Annotated in this window: 14 protein-coding genes and 1 pseudogene; 7 read left to right on the plus strand and 8 right to left on the minus strand. The window is 72.1% G+C overall.

What is annotated here, in order from left to right; genetic code table 11:
• Window positions 1-6: 6 nt before the first annotated feature.
• A complete protein-coding gene (locus MOTC310_RS01165) occupies window positions 7-147 on the minus strand; it encodes a hypothetical protein (RefSeq protein WP_164891281.1) in 141 nt (46 codons plus the stop codon).
• A gap of 6 nt (window positions 148-153) precedes the next feature.
• Here MOTC310_RS01165 and MOTC310_RS01170 point away from each other — a divergent pair.
• Together MOTC310_RS01170 and flhB are read left to right on the plus strand one after the other, a co-directional pair.
• Window positions 154-849 (plus strand): annotated as a pseudogene (locus MOTC310_RS01170) (flagellar motor switch protein FliG); the annotation flags it as partial.
• A 104-nt stretch (window positions 850-953) separates the two neighbouring features.
• On the plus strand, window positions 954-2,015 hold the full coding sequence (gene flhB / locus MOTC310_RS01175; protein ID WP_331300522.1) for a flagellar biosynthesis protein FlhB: 1,062 nt from the start codon (window positions 954-956) through the stop codon (window positions 2,013-2,015).
• 553 nt (window positions 2,016-2,568) lie between these two features.
• On the opposite strand, the gene MOTC310_RS01180 is transcribed toward flhB, so the two are convergent.
• Window positions 2,569-4,731, minus strand: a complete 2,163-nt coding sequence (locus MOTC310_RS01180) for a malate synthase G (protein ID WP_331300523.1) — start codon at window positions 4,729-4,731, stop codon at window positions 2,569-2,571.
• Between the two features lie 141 nt (window positions 4,732-4,872).
• Between MOTC310_RS01180 and MOTC310_RS01185 the strand changes: the two genes are divergently transcribed.
• Entirely contained in the window at window positions 4,873-5,772 is a 900-nt protein-coding gene (locus MOTC310_RS01185) for a LysR family transcriptional regulator (RefSeq protein WP_331300524.1), read from the plus strand.
• 224 nt (window positions 5,773-5,996) lie between these two features.
• Here MOTC310_RS01185 and MOTC310_RS01190 read toward each other — a convergent pair whose 3' ends face one another.
• The 5 genes from MOTC310_RS01190 to MOTC310_RS01210 all read right to left on the minus strand — a co-directional run bounded on the left by MOTC310_RS01190 (window position 5,997) and on the right by MOTC310_RS01210 (window position 10,059).
• Window positions 5,997-6,800, minus strand: coding sequence for a class II aldolase/adducin family protein (locus tag MOTC310_RS01190; RefSeq protein WP_331300525.1), 804 nt, complete (start codon window positions 6,798-6,800; stop codon window positions 5,997-5,999).
• Between the two features lie 264 nt (window positions 6,801-7,064).
• Window positions 7,065-7,319, minus strand: coding sequence for a hypothetical protein (locus MOTC310_RS01195; protein ID WP_331294309.1), 255 nt, complete (start codon window positions 7,317-7,319; stop codon window positions 7,065-7,067).
• A gap of 241 nt (window positions 7,320-7,560) precedes the next feature.
• On the minus strand, window positions 7,561-8,844 hold the full coding sequence (locus MOTC310_RS01200; RefSeq protein WP_331300526.1) for an amidase: 1,284 nt from the start codon (window positions 8,842-8,844) through the stop codon (window positions 7,561-7,563).
• A 51-nt stretch (window positions 8,845-8,895) separates the two neighbouring features.
• Window positions 8,896-9,675, minus strand: a complete 780-nt coding sequence (locus tag MOTC310_RS01205) for an SDR family oxidoreductase (protein WP_331300527.1) — start codon at window positions 9,673-9,675, stop codon at window positions 8,896-8,898.
• A 246-nt stretch (window positions 9,676-9,921) separates the two neighbouring features.
• On the minus strand, window positions 9,922-10,059 hold the full coding sequence (locus MOTC310_RS01210; protein WP_331294307.1) for a hypothetical protein: 138 nt from the start codon (window positions 10,057-10,059) through the stop codon (window positions 9,922-9,924).
• Between the two features lie 316 nt (window positions 10,060-10,375).
• On the opposite strand from MOTC310_RS01210, the gene MOTC310_RS01215 reads away from it, so the two are divergent.
• A complete protein-coding gene (locus tag MOTC310_RS01215) occupies window positions 10,376-10,585 on the plus strand; it encodes a hypothetical protein (protein WP_331300528.1) in 210 nt (69 codons plus the stop codon).
• Between the two features lie 319 nt (window positions 10,586-10,904).
• Here MOTC310_RS01215 and MOTC310_RS01220 read toward each other — a convergent pair whose 3' ends face one another.
• Complete coding sequence (locus MOTC310_RS01220) at window positions 10,905-11,414, minus strand: hypothetical protein (protein WP_331300529.1); 510 nt, start codon at window positions 11,412-11,414, stop codon at window positions 10,905-10,907.
• A gap of 299 nt (window positions 11,415-11,713) precedes the next feature.
• On the opposite strand from MOTC310_RS01220, the gene MOTC310_RS01225 reads away from it, so the two are divergent.
• From MOTC310_RS01225 to MOTC310_RS01235, 3 genes are read left to right on the plus strand one after another with little or no spacing between them, the layout of a single operon-like run.
• Entirely contained in the window at window positions 11,714-12,064 is a 351-nt protein-coding gene (locus MOTC310_RS01225) for a hypothetical protein (protein WP_331294304.1), read from the plus strand.
• Window positions 12,065-12,118: 54 nt separating this feature from the next.
• On the plus strand, window positions 12,119-12,337 hold the full coding sequence (locus MOTC310_RS01230; protein ID WP_331294303.1) for a hypothetical protein: 219 nt from the start codon (window positions 12,119-12,121) through the stop codon (window positions 12,335-12,337).
• A 32-nt stretch (window positions 12,338-12,369) separates the two neighbouring features.
• Window positions 12,370-13,107, plus strand: a complete 738-nt coding sequence (locus MOTC310_RS01235; RefSeq protein ID WP_331294302.1) for an STM3941 family protein — start codon at window positions 12,370-12,372, stop codon at window positions 13,105-13,107.
• Window positions 13,108-13,672: the final 565 nt, after the last annotated feature.

The raw sequence follows: 13,672 nt of genomic DNA on the forward strand, positions 1-13,672 counted from the left end.
GAGCCCTCATCCTGGCGATCCCTGCAGAAGAATCTCGATCCGGCGGTTCTCCGGAGCCTTCGGATCCGCGGCGTTGCGCGGCATCCGGTCCGCGGCACCCTCGACGCGCCAGATCCGCGCTTCGTCGATCCCGGCCCGGGTGAGCATGTAGGACGCTCGATCTGGGACCGCATCTCCAACGGGTCCGAGACCGCCCTGGCGGGCTACCTGATGAAGGAGCATCCCCAGACGGCGGCGCTGGTGCTGTCCAAGGTCAAGCCGGCCTGCGCCGCCAAGGTGATGGCGCAGTTGCCGCCGCCGCTGCGCAACGGCGTGATGCGGCGGATGCTGACGTTCAAGCCGATCGTCGATACGACGATGAAGATGATCGAGCAGACCATCCACGAGGACTTCATGATCAATCTGGCGCGCAATGCCGCGGCGGATACCCATTCGCGCATGGCCGATATCGTCAACAAGATGGAGCGCCAAAGCATGGAGGAGGTCCTGGACAATCTCACGCAGACGCGCCCGAAATCGGCCGAGATCCTGAAGGGCCTGCTCTTCACCTTCGACGACATCGTCCATATGACGCCGCGGGCGCGGACGACGCTCTTCGACCAGGTTCCGCACGAGAAGGTCATCCTGGCCCTGAAAGGCACGAACGGGCCGTTGCGGAACGTGGTCCTCAGCGCGCTGACCGCCCGCGCTCGGCGCCTCGTCGAGCACGAGCTGGAGGGTGGCGAGCCTGCCTCGCAGCGGGACGTGCTCGATGCGCGCCGCGCGATCACCGACCAGGCGCTGGAGATGGCGGCGCGCGGCGAGATCGAACTCACCCCGGCCGACTCGGATGAGACCTACATCCGCTAGCGTCGTCCCCGATCGGGGACGGTCCCGGAACCCAGGTTCGAGGCACGCGTCCCGTCGCGCTGGTCGGCGCAGTACCGGCGGCGGCCCGAGATCGGGTCACCGCGATGTCTGAGGACAAGGAGAGCAAGACCGAGGCGGCGAGCGAGAAGAAGATCAGCGACGCGGTCGCGGAGGGGAATACGCCCTTCTCGCGGGAAGCTCCCGTCTTCGCCTCCATCCTGGGTTTGCTGATCTTCCTCGTCTTCGTGGCGCGGGATCAGGGACTCCCCTTCGTGCGGAGGCTCGCGCTGATCCTGGAACATCCGCGCAACTTCAGCGTGGAGACGAGTCACGACGCGATGCGCCTCGTCCACGCCCTCGCTCTGGAGATGGGCCGGTTCCTGCTGCCGGTCCTGGTCATCCTCCTCGTGGCCGGCATCGCCGCCTCGATCTTCCAGAATGCACCGCGCATCGTGTTCGATCGAATCCAGCCGAAATGGTCCCGCATCTCCCCCGCCGCCGGTTGGAACCGGATCTTCAGTTTGCAGGGATTCATCGAGTTCGGGAAAAATCTCTTCAAGTTCTTCGCGATCGGCGGCATGTCCTACATGGTCCTGCACGCGGACCGCCACGAGATCGTCAATGTCATGTTCGTGGATCCAGTCGGGTTGCCCGAATTCCTGCTGACCCTGTCGGTGCGCCTCGTCTCGGCCGTGAGCGTCGCGACGATCGCGCTGGTCGCCGGCGACTTGGTCTGGACCCGCCTGCGCTGGCAGCGCGATCTGCGGATGTCGCGGCAGGAGGTGAAGGACGAGTTCAAGCAGCTCGAGGGCGATCCGCTCGTCAAGGCGAAGATGCGCTCGCTGGCGCAGGACCGGCTGCGCAAGCAGATGATGGCGGCGGTGCCCCGCGCCACGATGATCCTGGCAAACCCGACCCACTACGCGATCGCGCTGCGCTACGACCAGAGCGAGAACGACGCCCCGATGGTGCTGGCCAAGGGGGCGGACCTGATCGCCCTGCGCATCCGGGAGATCGCCGAGAAGCACCGGATCGAGGTCGTCGTCGACAAGGCGCTCACCCGGGCGATGTACGACCATGTCGAGATCAACCGGGCGATCCCGGCTGAATTCTACCGGGCGGTGGCGAACCTGCTGGTCTACGTGATGACGCGCAAGCGCCGCTGACGGGAGAGGAGCCGTGACCATGTCGCTGGACCGATCTGGTCATTCCGGCCGACCGGCGGACGCCGCGGACCGTGGCGGGCCTGCTCGGCAGGGCTCCGGAGCAGAGGCCGGACGCGGCGGAGGATCTCCGCGCCGCCCGGCCAGCGCCGGATAGGCTTGCTCGCGCCTCGCGGGTTCGCGTCGCGGTGTTCGGGCCCAGGAGGCTTGCCGGTTCACGGGTCAGGCGCTGCCCGACCGGGCCTGGCAGATCGCTCCGCCGAGGGGGCGGTGCGAGAGGGGCGCGGCACCGTCGCGGAGGCTCGGCCCGGAGAGGTGCTCGCCCGTCCGGACGAGCCGGATCCCGCTGCCCGGATCGTCCGGAGGGCCTCGCCCGCCATAGGAATGGCGAGCTCTGCGCGCGGGACCGTGCGCTGCCGCAATTCCACCGTCACGCGGCCGGCGCCGACGCGATCCTGCCGCGCGTCATCGCCGTCGGCGAGGCCGACGACGTGCCGCACAGGACCGCGGATCGCCGCGGCGGATCCCGAGGCGCGCCCGGGTTCCGGGACGGCGTTCAGGCTGCCCGAACGCGGGCTTCCAGGCGCTTCGCCTCGCGGCGGAACCGGTGCAGCACGAACTCGGTGTAGCCGTTCGGCTGGCCGGCGCCCTCGAAGATCAGGGCCTGCGCGGCCCGGAAGGCCGGCCCGTCGAAGCCCGGGGCCATCGGCCGGTAGGCCGGATCGCCGTCGTTCTGGCGATCCACCACGGCCGCCATCCGCCGGAGCGCCGCCTCGACCTGATCGCGGTCGACGATCCCGTGGCGCAGCCAGTTGGCGATATGCTGGCTGGAGATCCGCAGGGTGGCGCGGTCCTCCATCAGCCCGACCTCGTGGATGTCCGGCACCTTGGAGCAGCCGACGCCCTGGTCCACCCAGCGGACCACGTAGCCCAGGATCCCCTGGCAGTTGTTGTTGAGCTCCTCCCGCACGGCCTCCGGCGCGAAGGCGCCCTCGGCGAGCGGCAGGGTCAGCATGGCGGCGCGGGTCGCGGGCGCCCGTCCGGCGAGCGCCGCCTGGCGGGCGCGGACGTCGGTCTGGTGATAGTGCAGCGCGTGGAGCGTCGCGGCGGTCGGGGACGGGACCCAGGCGGTGTTGGCGCCGGCCTCCGGATGGGCACCCTTGGCGTCGAGCATCGCGGCCATCCGGTCCGGGGCGGCCCACATGCCCTTGCCGATCTGCGCGTGGCCCGGCAGGCCGCAGGCGAGGCCGGCATCGACGTTGCCGTCCTCGTAGGCCTTGATCCAGGCGGTCGCCTTCATGGTGTCCTTGCGGACCACGGGGCCGGCCTCCAGCGAGGTGTYGATCTCGTCGCCGGTCCGATCGAGGAAGCCGGTGTTGATGAAGAACAGCCGGTCCGACGCCGCGGCGATCGCCGCCTTGAGGTTCAGCGTCGTGCGCCGCTCCTCGTCCATGACGCCGATCTTGAGCGTCCGCGGCGCGAGGCCGACCAGCGCCTCGACCCGTCCGAACAGCTCGACCGCGAAGGCGACCTCGTCGGGACCGTGCAGCTTGGGCTTGACCATGTAGACCGAGCCGGTCCGGCTGTTGCGGAGCGGACCGGTGCCCCTCAGGTCGTGCAGGGCGATCAGCGCGGTGACGGCCGCGTCGAGGATCGTCTCGGGGATCTCGGTGCCGTCGAGGGTCACGGCGTCGGTGTACATGTGGTGGCCGACATGGCGGACCAGCATCAGCGACCGTCCCGGCAGGGTCAGGCTCCCGCCGTCGGGGGCCGTGTAGGTCCGGTCCGCGGCGAGGCGCCGCTCGATCGTGCGGCCGCCCTTGGACAGGCTGGCGGTGAGGTCGCCGCGCATCAGGCCGAGCCAGCTGCGGTAGACCGCGACCTTGTCGGCCGAGTCCACGGCGGCGACCGAATCCTCCATGTCCATGATGGTCGACAGGGCGGATTCCAGCACCACGTCGGCGATGCCGGCCGGGTCAGTGCGGCCGATCGGGCTCGTCCGGTCGATCACGATCTCGACGTGCAGGCCGTTGTGGCGCAGCAGGAGCGCGGTCGGCGCTTCGGGCGCGCCGGTGAAGCCCGCGAACGCGGCGGCGCCGGTCAGGCCGGCGCTGCGGCCCGCCCCTAGGTCGACGGAGAGGCGGCCGCCCGCGACCGAGAGGCCCACGGCATCCGCCCAGGAGCCGACGCTGAGCGGCGCGGCCGCGTCGAGGAACGCCTTGGTCCGAGCCACGACCGCGGCGCCCCGGGCCGGGTTGAACCCGGTGCCGGGCGCGCGGTCGCCCTCCTGCGGGATCGCGTCGGTCCCGTAGAGGGCGTCGTAGAGGCTGCCCCAGCGGGCATTGGCGGCGTTCAGCGCGTAGCGGGCGTTGGAGATCGGCACGACGAGCTGCGGCCCGGCGATCTCGGCGATCTCCGCGTCGACGTTCTCGGTGGTCACCCGCACGGTCTCGGGCTCCGGCTGCAGATAGCCGATCCGCGTCAGGTAGTCCGCGTAGGCTGCCGGATCGTGCGGCCGGCCGCGATGGTCGCGGTGCCAAGAATCGATGTCCGCCTGCAGGCCGTCGCGCTGGTCGAGCAGCGCCCGGTTGTGCGGTGCGAGGTCGCGGATCAGCGCGGCGAAGCCCGACCAGAACTGGTCGGCCGAGAGGCCGGTCCCGGGCAGCACCTCCTCGGACAGGAAGGTGCGGAGATCCTCGGCGACGACGAGATTCGACATGGCGATCCTCTGGAATGGGTGGCCCGGCACGTCAGAAAAAATCGAACGTGCGGTGAAAAATTTTTGATCTCCCTCGATAGATCGCTTGGCAGCGGCGAGAAAGGCGGCAAAAAGGATTTGATTTTTTCCGCAGCGTTGAGAATGCACGATCAGAGCGACCTGGAGATCTTCGCCCGGGTGGTTCGCACCGGCAGCCTGACCCAGGCCGGGGCGGAACTCGGCCTGTCGGTCGCGGTGGTCTCGAAACGGCTGAAGCGGCTGGAGGAGCGGCTCGCCGTGCGCCTGCTGCACCGCACCACGCGGCGCGTCGCCCCGACCGATGTCGGCGCGGCCTTCTTCGAGCGGATCGCCCCGATCGTCGACGCCATCGCGGAGGCCGAGAGCCTCGTGTCGCAGACGGCGACGCGGGCCCGGGGGACGCTCCGGGTCACGGCGCCGAGCTCCTTCGGGCGCCTGCACATCGTCCCGCATCTGCGGGCCTTCTTCGCCCTGCACCCGGACCTCGTGCTGAACCTGGAGCTGAGCGACGATTTCGAGTCGATCGTCGAGCGCGGCTACGACCTCGCGATCCGGGTCGGCGCGCTGGAGAGTTCCGGGCTGACGGCGGTGCGACTCGCGCCGGTGCGGCGGGTCCTCTGCGCGCGGCCGAGCTACCTCGACGCGGCCGGGCGGCCGCAGAGCCTCGACGACCTGCGCGGCCATGTCTGCCTCGCCACCGAGAATCAGAACCCCTGGCGGCTCACCGGGCCGGAGGGGCCCTGCACGGTGAGCGCGTCGGGCCCCCTGCGCACCCATTCCAACGAGGTGGTGCGCGAGGCCGTGATCGGCGGCCTCGGGATCGCGCTCCGCTCCACCTGGGACGTGCACGCGGAGCTGCGCGACGGGCTGCTGGAGGTGGTGCTGCCGGCCTACACGGCCGCGGCCTCGGCGGGCATCTTCGCGGTCTATCCGAGCCGCGCCTTCGTGCCGGCCAAGACCCGCGCGTTCATCGCGTTCCTGAAGCAGACCTACCGGTCGAGCAGCGCCTGGGCGGCGGGGTGAGGCGCGTGCCGCGGCGTCTCGCTCCTGCGGGGACGGGAGCGCCCGATTGGCGTCTCATACCCTCTCCGGTCGATGACTGCGGCACCGCCGTCCTCGCGCGCGGAGCGAAGCAATCCAGCAACGCCAAGCGGGCCGGAATCGCGCTGCCCTGGGTCGCTTCGCTGCGCTCGCGACGACGGAGAGGGGCGCGTCGACCGAACTGTCGGCCGGCGACAGTTCCGCTCTCACCCCTTCGCGAAGAAATCCGGATCCGTCCGCGCCAGCATCCGCTTGAACGCCGCCCACTCGTTGTCGGGCGCCCCCTGGACCACCACGCGGTCGTAGCCGGCGGCGTATTGCCCGGCGGTCTTGGTGGCGACGGCGGCGGAGGGCCGGATCACCGGCGCGCCCGCCGCCTGGATCGCCAGCTGCGCCCGGCACGAGCGCTCCATGTTGTGCATCAGCCGGAACGCCTCGCCGACCGTGCGCCCGCAGGTCAGCAGGCCGTGATTGCGCAGCACCATCACGGGCTTGTCGCCGAGATCGGCCACCAGCCGCTGCCGCTCGTCGAGGTCGAGGGCGATGCCCTCGTAGGCGTGGTAGGCGACGCGCCCCGTGAACTGCATCGACCACTGGTTCAGGGGCAGGAGCCCCTCCTCCTGGCAGGAGACCGCCACGCCCGCCACCGTGTGGGTGTGCAGCACGCAGATTGCGTCGTGGCGCGCGGCGTGGATGGCGCTGTGGATCGTGAACCCGGCCGGGTTGATGCCGAGCCCCATCGGATCCTCGAGCACCTTGCCGTCGATGTCGACGGTGACGAGGTTCTCCGGCGTCACCTCCTCGAAGCGCATCCCGTAGGGGTTGATCAGGAACCGGTGCCCGCCGCCCGGCAGCCGCGCCGAGATGTGGGTGTAGATGCTGTCGTCGAGGCCCAGCCGATGGATGAGCCGGTAGGCGGCCGCGAGGTCGACGCGCATCGCGCGGATCGCGGCGTGATCGGTGGGACCCGTGCCCCGGTCCGCGACGATCGACGGTGTGGCTGCGCTCATGCGACGGCTCCCTGCCGGTCGGCCCTATCGGCCCTCCGGGATCGCCGCCCGGCGCAGGCGGTCCCGCGATCCCCGGGCGCGGGTGCCTGAGCCGGGTGCTCGGGGCGCGGTCCGGGCGCGGGAATCGCCGGCAGGGTGCACCAGGGCGCGCGGCCCGGCAATGCCGCGGGCCCCGGGATGGGGCGGCCGCGTCCTGCCGGCCCGTCGCCAGCGCGGGCGGCCGCTCGAGCCGTCTTCCAGGCCGTTGCTCGGTCCGGCGCCGTTCTAGAAGCGCTGCTCGGTGCGGCCGGGATTGGGGCCGCGGCCGTGATAGGCCGCCATGCACAGGTGCCAGATCTGCGAGCCGAGGTCGTAGAGGCTGAGGTTGTTCGGGTTGGGATAGCTGAAGATCTGGGCCCGCGCCTGCTCCCGGCAGGCGGCGTCCTGCGGGCTCTGGATGGGCGGCTCCGGCACGGATTGCGCCGCCGCCCCCGTGGTCAGGGCGATCGCGGTCGCGCAGGCAATGAGCGGGAGGCGCATGGTCACAGGTCTCCGGATACGGCGCCGCGGCGGCAGCTGTCCGGCCGGCCGCGGATCTGGGTAGCGGTAGATGGTGCGGGCGGCACTCCGGGACAGACCGTCCGGAGCGCCGCCCGCGCGCGCGTCGGCGGCGACGCCAGTGGTAGCCGCGATGCCAATGATAGTCGCGGTGCCAGCGATCGTTCTAGGTCCCATAAAAGCGCCGGCCTCCGTAGGAGCGGGCCCGGGCCGCGCGGGGCGCTCACCCCGCCAGCACGGCCTCGATCCCGGCCCCGATCGCCAGGAGTCGGCGGTCCTGCCCGTGCCGGGCCAGCAGCATCAGGCCCGCGGGCCGGGACAGGCCCGACATCGGCAGGGACAGGCCGGTGAGATCGAAGAAGTTGCCGAAGGCGGTGTTGCGCAGCATCAGGCGGTTGGCCGCCAGGAAGGCCGCGTCGTCCGTCTCCAGCGGGGCAGTGAGCGGCGCCGTGGTGGCGGTCGCCGGGAGCGCCAGCACGTCGAGAGGGGCGAGATGCCGGTCGAAGGCGGCGATCAGCGCGGCCCGCCGGCGCATCGTCCGGATGTAGCCCGCGGCCGTCGCGCTCCGGCCGGCCACGATGCGGCGGTGGACCCGCTTGTCGTAGCGGTCGGCCGCGCTGTCCAGCCAGTCGGCGTGGATCGCCGCGGCCTCGATCGCCGCGAGGGAGCCGTCCGGGAGCGCCGCGTCCATGGCGGCGAGGTGGTCGTCGATCGGGTGGTCGGCGATCCGGGCGCCGGCCCGGGACAGGCGGGACAGCGCCCGCTCGAACGCCTCGGCGACGGGCGGCTCCGTCTCGGTGAACAGCAGGCCCCGCGGCACGCCGACGCGCAGGCCGGCGACGGCGAGCGCCTCCAGCGGCGCGGGCTCCGCGCCCGCCATCACGGCGTCGGCGGCCGCGCAAGCCGCGACCGTTCGGGCCAGCGGCCCCAGGGAATCGAGGGCGTAGGACAGCGGGAAGGCCCCCTCCAGCGGCACGCGGCGGGCGGTCGGCTTGAAGCCGACGACGCCGTTCAGCGAGGCCGGGATCCGGACCGAGCCGCCCGTGTCGGACCCGATCGCGATGTCGCTCGTCCCCTGCCCCACCGAGACCCCGGCGCCGGAGGACGAGCCCCCCGGGATGCGCGCCGGATCGGCGGCGTTGCCGGGGGTGCCGTAATGCGGGTTGAGGCCGAGTCCCGAGAAGGCGAACTCGGACATGTTGGTCTTGCCCAGGATCACCGCGCCGGCCCGGCGCAGCCGGGCGACCACCTGGGCATCCGCCCGCGCCGGCGCCGCGTCGGCCAGCAGGGCCGAACCGGCGCGCGTCGTCTCGCCCGCCACGTCGAACAGGTCCTTGATCGAGACCATCGCGCCGTCGAGGGGACCGAGGGAGATCCCGTCCCGGCGGCGCGCATCGGCGGCGTCCGCCGCGGCGCGGGCCTGTTCCGGGTAGAGCCGGGTGAAGACCGCCGGGTCCCCCTCCCCGATCCGGGCCAGACGCTCCTCGACGGTCTCGCGTACGCTCATGATTCTCACCGGATGACAGACCTGCGCGGCCATGCAAGCGGGAGGCCCGCCTCAGAACGTGCCGGGATAGGCGCCGCCATCCATCAGCAGGTTCTGCCCGGTGATGAAGCCCGCCTGCTGGCTGCACAGGAACGCGCAGGCGGCGCCGAACTCGTCGGGGTGGCCGAAGCGGCCGGCGGGGTTATCGCGCGCCCGGGCCTCCAGGAACGCCTCCACGGTGGTGCCCGCCTTGGCGGCCCCCGCCGCGGCGTTGCTGCGGATCCGGTCGGTGTCGAAGGGGCCGGGCAGCAGGTTGTTGATCGTCACGCCGTGCCGCACGGTCTTCCGCGCGAGCCCGGCCACGAAGCCGGTCAGCCCCGAGCGGGCGCCGTTCGACAGGCCGAGATGCTCGATCGGCGCCTTCACGGCGCCGGAGGTGATGTTGACGATCCGGCCGAACTTGCGGGCGATCATGCCGTCGACCGTCGCCTTGATGAGCGCGATCGGCGCCAGCATGTTGGCGTCGAGGGCCCGGATCCAGGCGTCGCGGTCCCAGTCGCGGAAATCGCCTGGGGGCGGGCCGCCGGCGTTGTTGACCAGGATGTCGGGCTCGGGGCAGGCGGCGAGCGCGGCGGCCCGGCCGGCCTCGGTGGCGATGTCGCCCGCGACCGCGGTGACGGTGACACCCGTCGCGCCGCGGATCTCGTCCGCGGTTCGCTCCAGCGTCTCCGCGTTGCGGGCCGTGATCGTCACCGCGACGCCCTCCCGGGCGAGCGCCAGGGCGCAGCCCTTGCCGAGCCCCTTGCTCGCCGCGCAGACGAGCGCCCGGCGCCCGCTCAAGCCGAGATCCATGGGAAGCCTCCGTGAGCCGGCCCTCGCCGCGAGGGCGTCCGGCGCGTCATAGCGCGCCGGGTGCCATCCCCGGAAGCGGCCCGGGACGGGGCCGGGCCTCCCCGAAGGTCCTCGGCGTGTCCTCGGCGTGTCCTCGGAATGTCGTCGCCACCGGGGAGCCGGTTCGGCGGAGGCCTTATCGCGGGGCCTGCGATCCGTGCCGATCGCGTCGCGGCCGCGCGCGGACGCCCGGCCGGTTTCCGGCGCTCACCACGTGCGCAGGTCGCGGACGCCGGGCACGTCCGGACGCTCCTCCCGCTCCGGAGCGACGAACCCCGCCCACAGCAGGGCCACCGCCCCGGTGAGGAGCGGAAGGGACGTGCTGAGGACGAGGCTGAGGGTCACTGTGATCCTGCCGGGTGGACGGTGTCGAAGCGACGAGATCTGAATTCCTTGGACTGAGAATTGTTTTCGCGGGCTTAAGGCGCGAACTCGCAATTGCGGTAGCCGCGGGAAAATCTCTGCGCCGCGCCGGCGCGGCCGGCCCGGGGGCGCGGCAACCGCCGCGGTTCATCGAGGTGGTGTGCGGTCGTCCGAGGCCGGCCCGCCGCGGATCCGTGGGGGAGACCGACCGGGGCCCGCGCCCTCCTGTCCGACGCGCGCCGGTTCAGGGCCTATCCGCCGCTCCGGACAGGGCGCCGAACTCGCTGACCATGCACTCGTGCATCCGGCGCAGCCACGCCCGCGCTTCCGCCCGCTGGGCCTCCGCCCGCCCGGCCCGCTCGTCCGACGCGCGGGCCTGCGCCTCGGCCTGCTCGGCCCGCGCGAGCGCCGCCTGAAGGAGTGCCTCGGCGTGGCGGGCCCGCCCTTCCGCGGCTCCGACGCGCGGGCCTGCGCCTCGGCCTGCTCGGCCCGCGCGAGCGCCGCCTGAAGGAGTGCCTCGGCGTGGCGGGCCCGCTCTTCCGCGGCGCGGAGCGCCGTCTCGGCCGCGCGCACGGAACTCTGCGCCTCCCGGACGGAGTCCCGGGCGCTCGACTGCAGGGCGCGCACTCGCGCCGCGGCGCCGCGCACCGCGGTGAGGGAGGCCGACCAATCATCCTCGGCCGCGGGGGATGCGGGCGCGGGCGAGGCGGCGCCGGAGAACAGCGCCACGACCCGGTCGATCGGATCGGCGTGGCCGTCGCGCGGTCCGGCCGGGTTGGCCGATTGGTGGGGCTCGGTCGGCTCGGCCCACGCTCGGGCGGCGCCGCTCATGCCGCAGCCTGCTCGGTGAGATCCGAGAACTCGGACAGGATCGCCTGCTGGACCCGGTCCAGCCATTCCTCGGCCTGTCGGGCACGCTCCTCGGCGGTGCGGGCCCGGCCCTCGGCCGCCTTGGCGCGCTCCTCGGCGGCGATGACCTGCGCCTCGGCGCGCAGCTGGGTCTCGCGCGCCTGCATCTCGGCCATCCGGGCGCGCTCGTTGGAGGCGTGAATCTCCTCCCGGACCTGATCCAGCACCTGCTCGATGCGCGCCTCCCGCTCGCGCGCCTGAGCCTCGATCACGCGCGCCTGGCGGGCGGTGGCCTGCACCCGGTGGATGAGCGCGTCCCAGTCCTGCGGCGCGGCCGGCGGTGTCGGAGACGCGGCCCGTGACTGCATCGACGCGACGACGCGCAGGGCATTGCCGAGGTCGGGTTCGGGCGCGGCACCGGCGTTGCGCTTGGCCTTGTCTGCGGACCGAAACCGAGGATCGCTCAGAAGCCTCTGCAGCTCGCTCACGGGTCCCCTGCTCCCTGTCGACGCAATTCTGATCCGACTAAACTGTTTAGAATGGTTAATGAATGATTAAACGGCGAGCGGCAGGGTGTTGGAATATTGACACTTCGGCTGATCCGATCCGGGCGGCCGCGGCCGGGCGGGCATGCCTTCCTCCGGACCCGGGTCGCCGGACCGGGGCTGGCGCCAGCAGGGCCGGCACATGCGCCGGATGTGTTGTTTGATACGGAATTCGCTCCCGGAATGACCCCGTATTCAGCTCATCGTTACGGGCTGAAATGGTCGAACCTCAGGAGGTCGCGATGACCGGGAGCCGCTCGGAAGAGGCCTGGAGGCCAGCCTTCAAGACGGGGCAGATCTTCTTCGGAGACCCTCAGGAATGCTGCGACTGCCTCATCTGGGAGCTCAGGACATCCGGCGCGAGGATCGAGGTCCAGCCGGAGGCGAGGCCGCCGCACGCCGTCCGGCTCATCTCGATCGCCCTGCTGCTGAACCAAGCCTGCGAGGTCGTCGCGCGCGAGGGCCGGAAGATCGAGCTGCGGTTCTCCGCCTGTCCGGCGCCTGAGGCCGCGGCGGCCGCGTCGACGGGCACCGGTCCCGCACGCGGTGCGCCCGACGCGACGCGGCCCGTGCTCGGCCGCACGCAGTCCTGACGGCGCCGGCCATAAGTCTTCCCGATCACCGCGAGGCACCCGAGGAGGTGCGCCATGACCGCTCCGCAAATCATCGCAACGATCTTCTTCCTGATCTCGGTCGGCTCGGCGACGGCGCTGGCCCTCATGGCGGCGGCCTCGGCCGTGCTGGACGCGGCGGCGAGGTCCTGCGACCGCGTGCGGCCGGACGGAGAACGGCACCCGACGCGCGGTGTCTCGGAGGCCGCCTGCCGGCTGCGCCGCGCGGCCCTTGCCCGCACCTCGATCCCGTAGGCCTCGATTTCGCCGGAGACGCGTCCCTCGTCGTGGCCGAGGCCGCCTCGGCGGGATGCCGGCCCGGTGCGCCTTCGCTACGAGACCCCAGGCCCCTCCGCAGGGTCGGAGGCAGGCGGGAGCGTGTCGCCTTGACCGTCGTCGAGATCCACCGTTCGCCCTGGAGGGCGGCCGGGCTGTTCGCGGCCGCCTGCGGCTTCGTCGCCGCCTGCGTCCGGCTGCTCTCCGACGATCCCGGAGCCGGGCTCCGGACGGTGGCGCCCGGAAGCTTCACCGGAGGCGCGGCCTGTCTGGGAATCGGCGTCTTCGGTCTGTGCGCGGCGCGCGTCCTCCGCACGCTGTTCCAGCGCGGCCCTGTGGTGTCCGTGGGGCCGGGCGGGATCTTCGATCGGAGGCTCTCCACCGACTGGATCCCCTGGACGGCCATTCGCGGCATCACCACGGTGCAGATCCGGCGCCAGCGCTTGATCGCTCTCGAGGTCGATCCCCGGATCGCGGCGTCTCTGCCGTGGACGAAGCGCGCGCGGCGCGTGGCGCGCTTGAACCGGATCCTCGGCGATCACCGGTACTGGATCGCGTCCATCGACCTGCGCGGCGGATTTCCGACCCTGTCCGACGCGGTCGCGCGCGGCTGGTCCGGGCGGAACGCCTGGGTCGCATCGGACGGCAGGATCTGCGATGGCTCCGGTGGGCCGGTAGATTGCCGTCCCGCTTCAGCGCCGCTGAAGCCGTCTTCCGCCCGCGGCCTTGCCGGGACGTGCGGATCGTAGCGGCCGCGCTGCATCACGCTCGGGGCCGGCTTCGCAGCCCCCCGGTCGCCACGTCCAGTCGCTGTGCGCATCGGCGTCGATCCGACGTCGTCCGGCCGGCGCTCGGGGCGAGCGCCTGTTCGGAAGCGGGTCCCCTCCGGCCGGAGGCAGTCGCGATGAGCCTCGGCCCGCCCGGTTCGCCCGGGGCAGCTTTCTCGTGCCGCTCTACCAGAGCCAGAGGACGCGGCCGGACACCGCGTCGATGACGAGCCAGAGCCCGACGGCCAGGATCGTCGACGCTGTGACCAGGGCGCGATGAGGCCCTCTGCGGGTGCCATTGGGTCGGGTCGGGGCGATCTGATCCATGCGCGAGGCGGGCGACGAGGACGTGGCCGCACGACCAAACTCTGCCGTCGCTGTCCGCATCACAAGACGAGTTGACGCCGCGCGGGGCCGCGCCAAAGTTCACCGCTCTTCGAGTTCTCTCCGTCTGCCGGTGCGGACTCCTCGTCAGCGGTCGCAGGAACGTTTCCTTCACTGTCCTGGATGGAGCGATGGGACCAAAACAGGCCGGGCCGGTTCAGTG

This window comes from Methylobacterium oryzae, assembly GCF_036441375.1.
In the GTDB taxonomy this organism is placed as follows: domain Bacteria; phylum Pseudomonadota; class Alphaproteobacteria; order Rhizobiales; family Beijerinckiaceae; genus Methylobacterium; species Methylobacterium oryzae_A.

What these genes read in the sequence shown, in the direction of transcription:
- MOTC310_RS01165 (WP_164891281.1), bottom strand. Translation starts at nt 147, where the DNA reads ATGCTCACCCGGGCCGGGATCGACGAAGCGCGGATCTGGCGCGTCGAG.
- flhB (WP_331300522.1), top strand. Translation starts at nt 954, where the DNA reads ATGTCTGAGGACAAGGAGAGCAAGACCGAGGCGGCGAGCGAGAAGAAG.
- MOTC310_RS01185 (WP_331300524.1), top strand. Translation starts at nt 4,873, where the DNA reads ATGCACGATCAGAGCGACCTGGAGATCTTCGCCCGGGTGGTTCGCACC.
- MOTC310_RS01190 (WP_331300525.1), bottom strand. Translation starts at nt 6,800, where the DNA reads ATGAGCGCAGCCACACCGTCGATCGTCGCGGACCGGGGCACGGGTCCC.
- MOTC310_RS01195 (WP_331294309.1), bottom strand. Translation starts at nt 7,319, where the DNA reads ATGCGCCTCCCGCTCATTGCCTGCGCGACCGCGATCGCCCTGACCACG.
- MOTC310_RS01200 (WP_331300526.1), bottom strand. Translation starts at nt 8,844, where the DNA reads ATGAGCGTACGCGAGACCGTCGAGGAGCGTCTGGCCCGGATCGGGGAG.
- MOTC310_RS01205 (WP_331300527.1), bottom strand. Translation starts at nt 9,675, where the DNA reads ATGGATCTCGGCTTGAGCGGGCGCCGGGCGCTCGTCTGCGCGGCGAGC.
- MOTC310_RS01225 (WP_331294304.1), top strand. Translation starts at nt 11,714, where the DNA reads ATGACCGGGAGCCGCTCGGAAGAGGCCTGGAGGCCAGCCTTCAAGACG.
- MOTC310_RS01230 (WP_331294303.1), top strand. Translation starts at nt 12,119, where the DNA reads ATGACCGCTCCGCAAATCATCGCAACGATCTTCTTCCTGATCTCGGTC.